We start from the raw sequence: 4,925 nt of genomic DNA, 5'->3' as shown, positions 1-4,925 counted from the left end.
GTCTACCCCTTCACCGATGGCGCGCTTTATCAACTCTATGCCGCGCCGGAGCGCGTGACCGACATCGCTCTGCAGCCGGGCGAGAAACTAACCGCCGTGTCGGCTGGCGACACCGTGCGCTGGGTCATTGGCGATACCGCAAGCGGCACCGGTGACAATCAGCGCACCCATGTTCTGGTAAAACCCTTCGCGCCGGGTCTTGCCACCAATGTCGTCATTACGACGGACCGGCGGACCTATCATTTGCAGCTTCAAAGCACCGAGAAGACCGCAATGGCGGCAATCTCCTGGACCTACAGCCAAGACCAGATCATCGCGCTTCGCCAGCGCAATGCTCAAGCCGAGGCAGTTACACCGGTCGCGTCGAACATCGCGCTCGAAAACCTTCGCTTTCGCTACTCAATCAGTGGCGACACACCGCCCTGGAGACCGACGCGAGCCTTCGACGACGGCAGCAAGGTCTATATTGAGTTCCCTCGTCGCATAGATCAGGGCGAGGCGCCACCACTCTTCATCGTCGGCGCAGATGGGAGCAGCGAGCTCGTCAACTATCGCGTGCGCGGCAACTATTACATCGTCGATCGGCTCTTCGCCGCGGCCGAACTTCGCCTCGGCACCAAGCGGCAGCAGGTGATCCGCATCAGCAGGATTGACGGCAGGCAACCGCAACGGCGGATCTCGCTCTTTCGCGGCAGCCGGCGAGGTGAGGGCTCATGATCGAAAATTCCCGCTCTGGCATCCCGCCGAAACTGGATCCCGAGGAACTGCAGCTTCGGGCCTCTCCCCGCCGCGTGGTGCGGTTCAGGCGCGGTGTGATCATCGCTATCGCAGCGCTCGGATCCGGCGCTGTCTTCGGCGTTACCATGATCGCCCTCCAGGGGCCGGCCCTTCGCATCAGGGATCAGGCGGAAGATCTCTACAACACTGAGCGCAAACCAACCGCCGAGGGACTCGATACGCTTCCCCATGACTATTCCGGCATGAAGCCAAAGCCTCCCGTCCTTGGGCTACCTTTGCCGGGCGACCTCGGCCGCCCCATCCTCGAGCGGCAGCGCCAGCTCGGCATCGTGCCGGGCCAAGACATCTCGGCCGAGGAGCAGCGTCTAGCGCAGCAGGCGATCGAAGCGCGTGAATCGCGGGTGCTTTTCCGCGTCGAAAATCGAGCTCAACAGACAGATGTCGGAGAGAGCGTGCAAACTGCTCAGCATCCATTTGAGGCGCTTCCCCAATCCGAAGCAGGACGCGCGTCAGCCTCGGTGGCGGCGGCGGAAGGCGACCAGAACAATCAGCAGCGAAAGCTTGATTTTCTCAGCCAGCGGAGCACTGGCGGGATCTACAATCCGCATGCGCTTCAGACGCCGATCTCGCCATATCAACTGATGGCTGGCAGCGTGATTGCCGCCAGCCTGATCACCGGCATCAATTCCGATTTGCCGGGCCTTGTCGTCGCGCAAGTCACCGAAAATGTGCACGACACGGTCACGGGCAACATATTGCTGATTCCGCAGGGCTCACGTCTTATCGGCGTCTACGACAGCGTCGTCGCGTTCGGGCAAAAGCGAGCGCTGCTGGTCTGGCAGCGCATTCTGCTGCCCGACGGCTCGTCGGCCGAAATCGACAATCTGCCCGCGAGCGACACCGCCGGCTACGCAGGGCTGGAAGACAAAGTCGATTTCCACACTTGGCAGATGATCAAGGGAGTGGCGCTTGCCACATTGCTCGGTGTCGGCACAGAATTCAGCCTCGGCGAAAACGAGAGCGATCTGGTCAAGGCGATCCGGGAATCAGCCCAGCAGAACGCCAGTCGAGCCGGCCAGCGCATCACCGAAAAAAACCTCAATATCCAGCCCACCATCGTCGTCCGCCCAGGTTGGCCACTGCGCGTCATCGTGCACAAGGACATCGTGCTGCGGCCATACGCCAGTTGAGCAGGAGTTATCATGGCTGACCTGAAACTTGGAAAACTTCCGGACCGAACAGCTTCGAAGATCACCATTACCGTCAGCGCGGAGCTGAGCCAAACACTCAAGGAGTATGCTGCACTTTACCGTCAGACCTATGGTCAGTCTGAAACCGTGGCAGAACTCATCCCTTTCATGCTGGCGGCGTTTCTGGAAGGCGACCGAGCCTTTGCCAGGGCCAGAAAAGAACGTCTGCCGACGGAGCTTGCCGGAAAATCGTGACTCCTCCGCTAGGGCAGCTGGAACATTGCCTAGCTGTCGCGACCTACCTGCTCCTCGCGAAGCATAGGATCAAACCCCTTGGAATGTAGGTATGCGCAAGAGAGGATGTGGAAGGAGATACCGCGCAACAGCCTAAGTTTGCATTTTCGATTTGATGCGGTAGTCGCCTATGAGCGGTCAAAACGAACGCAGCTGGTTCGCCGATCGACCAAACGGCGAGCGCACTGTGCTTTGCTCAGACCGCCACCGAGTGCCTCGCCGTTCCCCCTTTGAAATATGTATCGAACTTGGCCGCGATGGTTCGAATGAAGGGGCGACTTTCAGTCCGTACGAGGAAACTGTCACCATCGAATTCAAGCGCTCGGGCAGGATCGTGGAGTGCGATGGACCTCGAGCGATGAAGGAGCTGCTCGCCGGCTTTGCCGAACCGCTCCACCAGATCGACTGCCGAGAAGGCAAAATCACACATCAGCCGCTCGATGATCCAGCCACGGACGCGATCGTCGTCGGAAAGGGCAACGCCGCGGACGGCAGCCAACCCGCCATCCGCAACCATGCGCCCGTACCCGGCAGTCGAAGCCATGTTTTGCACGTAGCCTTGGCGAAAACGACCGATGGACGAAGGGCCAAGTCCGATCAGTGTCGGGCAGCGATCCTCAGTGTAGCCCTGAAAATTGCGATGCAAAACCCCTGCGCGGGCCGCTATGGCCAGCGCATCGTCGGGCTTCGCGAAATGATCGAGTCCTATTGCCTCATATCCCTTGGCGACAATTGCCCGCGCCGCGAGTTGAGATTGGGCGAAACGCTCAGTGGGACTCGGCAGCCATGCCTCGTCGATCATCGTCTGATGCTTCTTGAACCAGGGCACATGTGCGTAGCCGAACAGGGCCATCCGGTCTGGCTCCAAGGTCAGTGCCTGCGCCACCGTGGAACAGATCGTCTCGCGTGTCTGATTCGGGAGCCCGTAGAGCAGGTCCAGATTGACCGATTCGACGCCCCGCGAACGAACCCCGTCGACGACTGCCTTGGTCTGCAAAAAACTCTGCTCACGATTAATTGCTTTTTGCACTTGCGGATCGAAATCCTGCACGCCGAGGCTCGCCCGGGTTACGCCGATTTGAGCAAGTGCATCAAGGCGCGCCTTGTCCATGTCGTTGGTTTCGATTTCGATGCTGACCGTAGCATCCGGGAGAAAGTCGAAGCTGTCCCGCAAGGCCGCTCCAAGAGCAACCATATCATCGGGCCTCAGAATAGTTGGCGAACCGCCACCGAAGTGGATTGCACGGACATGTGCCTTGCCGCTCAGCAGACCGGCAATCGTGACGATTTCGGCATTCAGCGAGCGCAGATAAGCGGCCACCGGCTCATATTGGTGCGTCTGCTTGGTGTGGCAGGCGCAGAACCAGCAGAGCTTGTCGCAGTAAGGAATGTGCAGGTACAGCGAGATTTCGTCGCCGCTTTCCAGCGTCTCCAACCAGCCACGGTAAATGGCAGCATCGATCCCCGAATGGAAATGCGGCGCCGTCGGATAGCTGGTGTAGCGTGGGACGTTCTCGCTGAGTTTGACAGCTATTTCCGATTGCATCTCGCGTTCACCGTGTTGCCCGCCGGAACACTGCACGCATCGCTGAAGCAGACCCTGATCTCGATCAGCCGCGCTCATGGACAAACCGCCGCAGGATTTCTCTACCCTGGATGGGTATCCTGCCGGCAGTTAGGATCGGGTAAGGCGAACGCATGACCTTTCGGCAAGACATTCATAGTTCCGGCATTCCTGTTCTTTGCTTCCCTTGCGAGGCACGGCGTCGCGGTGTCTGCGGTGCGCTCGATCCAGACAATTTGGTTGGGCTCGCCAAGACTTGCTCGCGTCGCCGGATCGAGTCAGGAATGGAGTTGACCGGCGAGGCACAGAACGTCGACAGCTACTCCAACGTGCTTTCAGGCGTTGTAAAGCTATCAAAGAGCCTGTCGGATGGGCGCCAGCAGATCGTCGGTCTCCAGTTTGCACCGGATTTTCTGGGACGTCCTTTCAAGGTGGAAAGCTCGATCAATGCGGAAGCGGCAACAGCAGTCACGCTGTGTTCGTTTCCGCGAGCGGCCGTCGAACGGATGATGAAGGCGTCACGGGAATTCGAGCATCGCCTGCTCAAACAGACGCTGAATGAACTCGATGAGGCGCGCGAGTGGATGGTGACGCTGGGGCGCAAGACAGCTCCGGAAAAGGTAGCGACTTTTCTCCTCATGATGGCCCGGAATATCGATTCCAGTCTCGATGCGGCTTCCGGGTCGGCGTCCTTCGATCTGCCGCTGACGCGTGTCGAAATGTCTGATTTCCTTGGAATCACCAACGAGACCGTGAGCCGCCAACTGACGCGATTGCGGGCTGACGGGGTGATTCGGATTGAGAACGCACGCCATGTGACGGTGGACAGCATAAGCCGTCTGGAGAAGCGCTGTGGCGGCGGACGCGAGCGGCCCTAAGCGGCGAGGCCATGTCGCATGACTCCGGGGCGGGCCGTGTTTGCCTTTTAATGCGATGTTGCCGCGCCTTCGACGAAGCGGCGTCACGGTCGAGACAAACAGCTTTCGGGCTTTGATAGGAACGTGACCAATCGCCAGGTGTGTTTCGGCACATACCGGCGAAGCATGGTCCTTAATCTGCCACGGCTCGGCGGAACGATCGCGTTCGTTTCCAATGGGATCCGAACAACGTTTGGCAGGGCATCGGCAATAGCATCCAAC

Annotated in this window: 5 protein-coding genes; 4 read left to right on the top strand and 1 reads right to left on the bottom strand. The window is 59.5% G+C overall.

What is annotated here, in order from left to right; translation table 11 throughout:
* From trbG to EN750_RS18355, 3 genes are all read left to right on the top strand, one after another.
* Positions 1–717 (top strand): P-type conjugative transfer protein TrbG (trbG, locus tag EN750_RS18365; protein WP_127397258.1); only part of this gene is annotated, 717 nt, incomplete at its 5' end.
* Positions 714–1,928 (top strand): TrbI/VirB10 family protein, encoded by a 1,215-nt coding sequence (locus tag EN750_RS18360; protein ID WP_126057785.1) that lies wholly within the window; start codon positions 714–716, stop codon positions 1,926–1,928. The genes trbG and EN750_RS18360, both read left to right, overlap by 4 nt.
* Before the next feature lie 12 nt (positions 1,929–1,940).
* On the top strand, positions 1,941–2,183 hold the full coding sequence (locus tag EN750_RS18355) for a DUF2274 domain-containing protein (RefSeq protein WP_126057786.1): 243 nt from the start codon (positions 1,941–1,943) through the stop codon (positions 2,181–2,183).
* A 235-nt stretch (positions 2,184–2,418) separates the two neighbouring features.
* On the opposite strand, the gene hemN is transcribed toward EN750_RS18355, so the two are convergent.
* Positions 2,419–3,768 (bottom strand): oxygen-independent coproporphyrinogen III oxidase, encoded by a 1,350-nt coding sequence (hemN, locus tag EN750_RS18350; RefSeq protein WP_126059321.1) that lies wholly within the window; start codon positions 3,766–3,768, stop codon positions 2,419–2,421.
* Positions 3,769–3,920: 152 nt separating this feature from the next.
* On the opposite strand from hemN, the gene EN750_RS18345 reads away from it, so the two are divergent.
* Positions 3,921–4,664: a Crp/Fnr family transcriptional regulator gene (locus EN750_RS18345; protein ID WP_126057787.1), complete on the top strand. Its 744-nt coding sequence runs from the start codon at positions 3,921–3,923 to the stop codon at positions 4,662–4,664.
* The last annotated feature ends 261 nt before the right edge of the window (positions 4,665–4,925 follow it).

This window comes from Mesorhizobium sp. M7A.F.Ca.ET.027.03.2.1 (genome assembly GCF_003999175.1).
Taxonomy (GTDB): Bacteria; Pseudomonadota; Alphaproteobacteria; order Rhizobiales; family Rhizobiaceae; genus Mesorhizobium.
This window is presented reverse-complemented; position numbering and strand designations above follow the sequence as displayed.

Bases quoted from the DNA above. Each gene is read 5' to 3' on its own strand.
- EN750_RS18360 (WP_126057785.1), top strand. From the start codon at position 714: ATGATCGAAAATTCCCGCTCTGGCATCCCGCCGAAACTGGATCCCGAG.
- EN750_RS18355 (WP_126057786.1), top strand. From the start codon at position 1,941: ATGGCTGACCTGAAACTTGGAAAACTTCCGGACCGAACAGCTTCGAAG.
- hemN (WP_126059321.1), bottom strand. From the start codon at position 3,768: ATGCAATCGGAAATAGCTGTCAAACTCAGCGAGAACGTCCCACGCTAC.
- EN750_RS18345 (WP_126057787.1), top strand. From the start codon at position 3,921: ATGACCTTTCGGCAAGACATTCATAGTTCCGGCATTCCTGTTCTTTGC.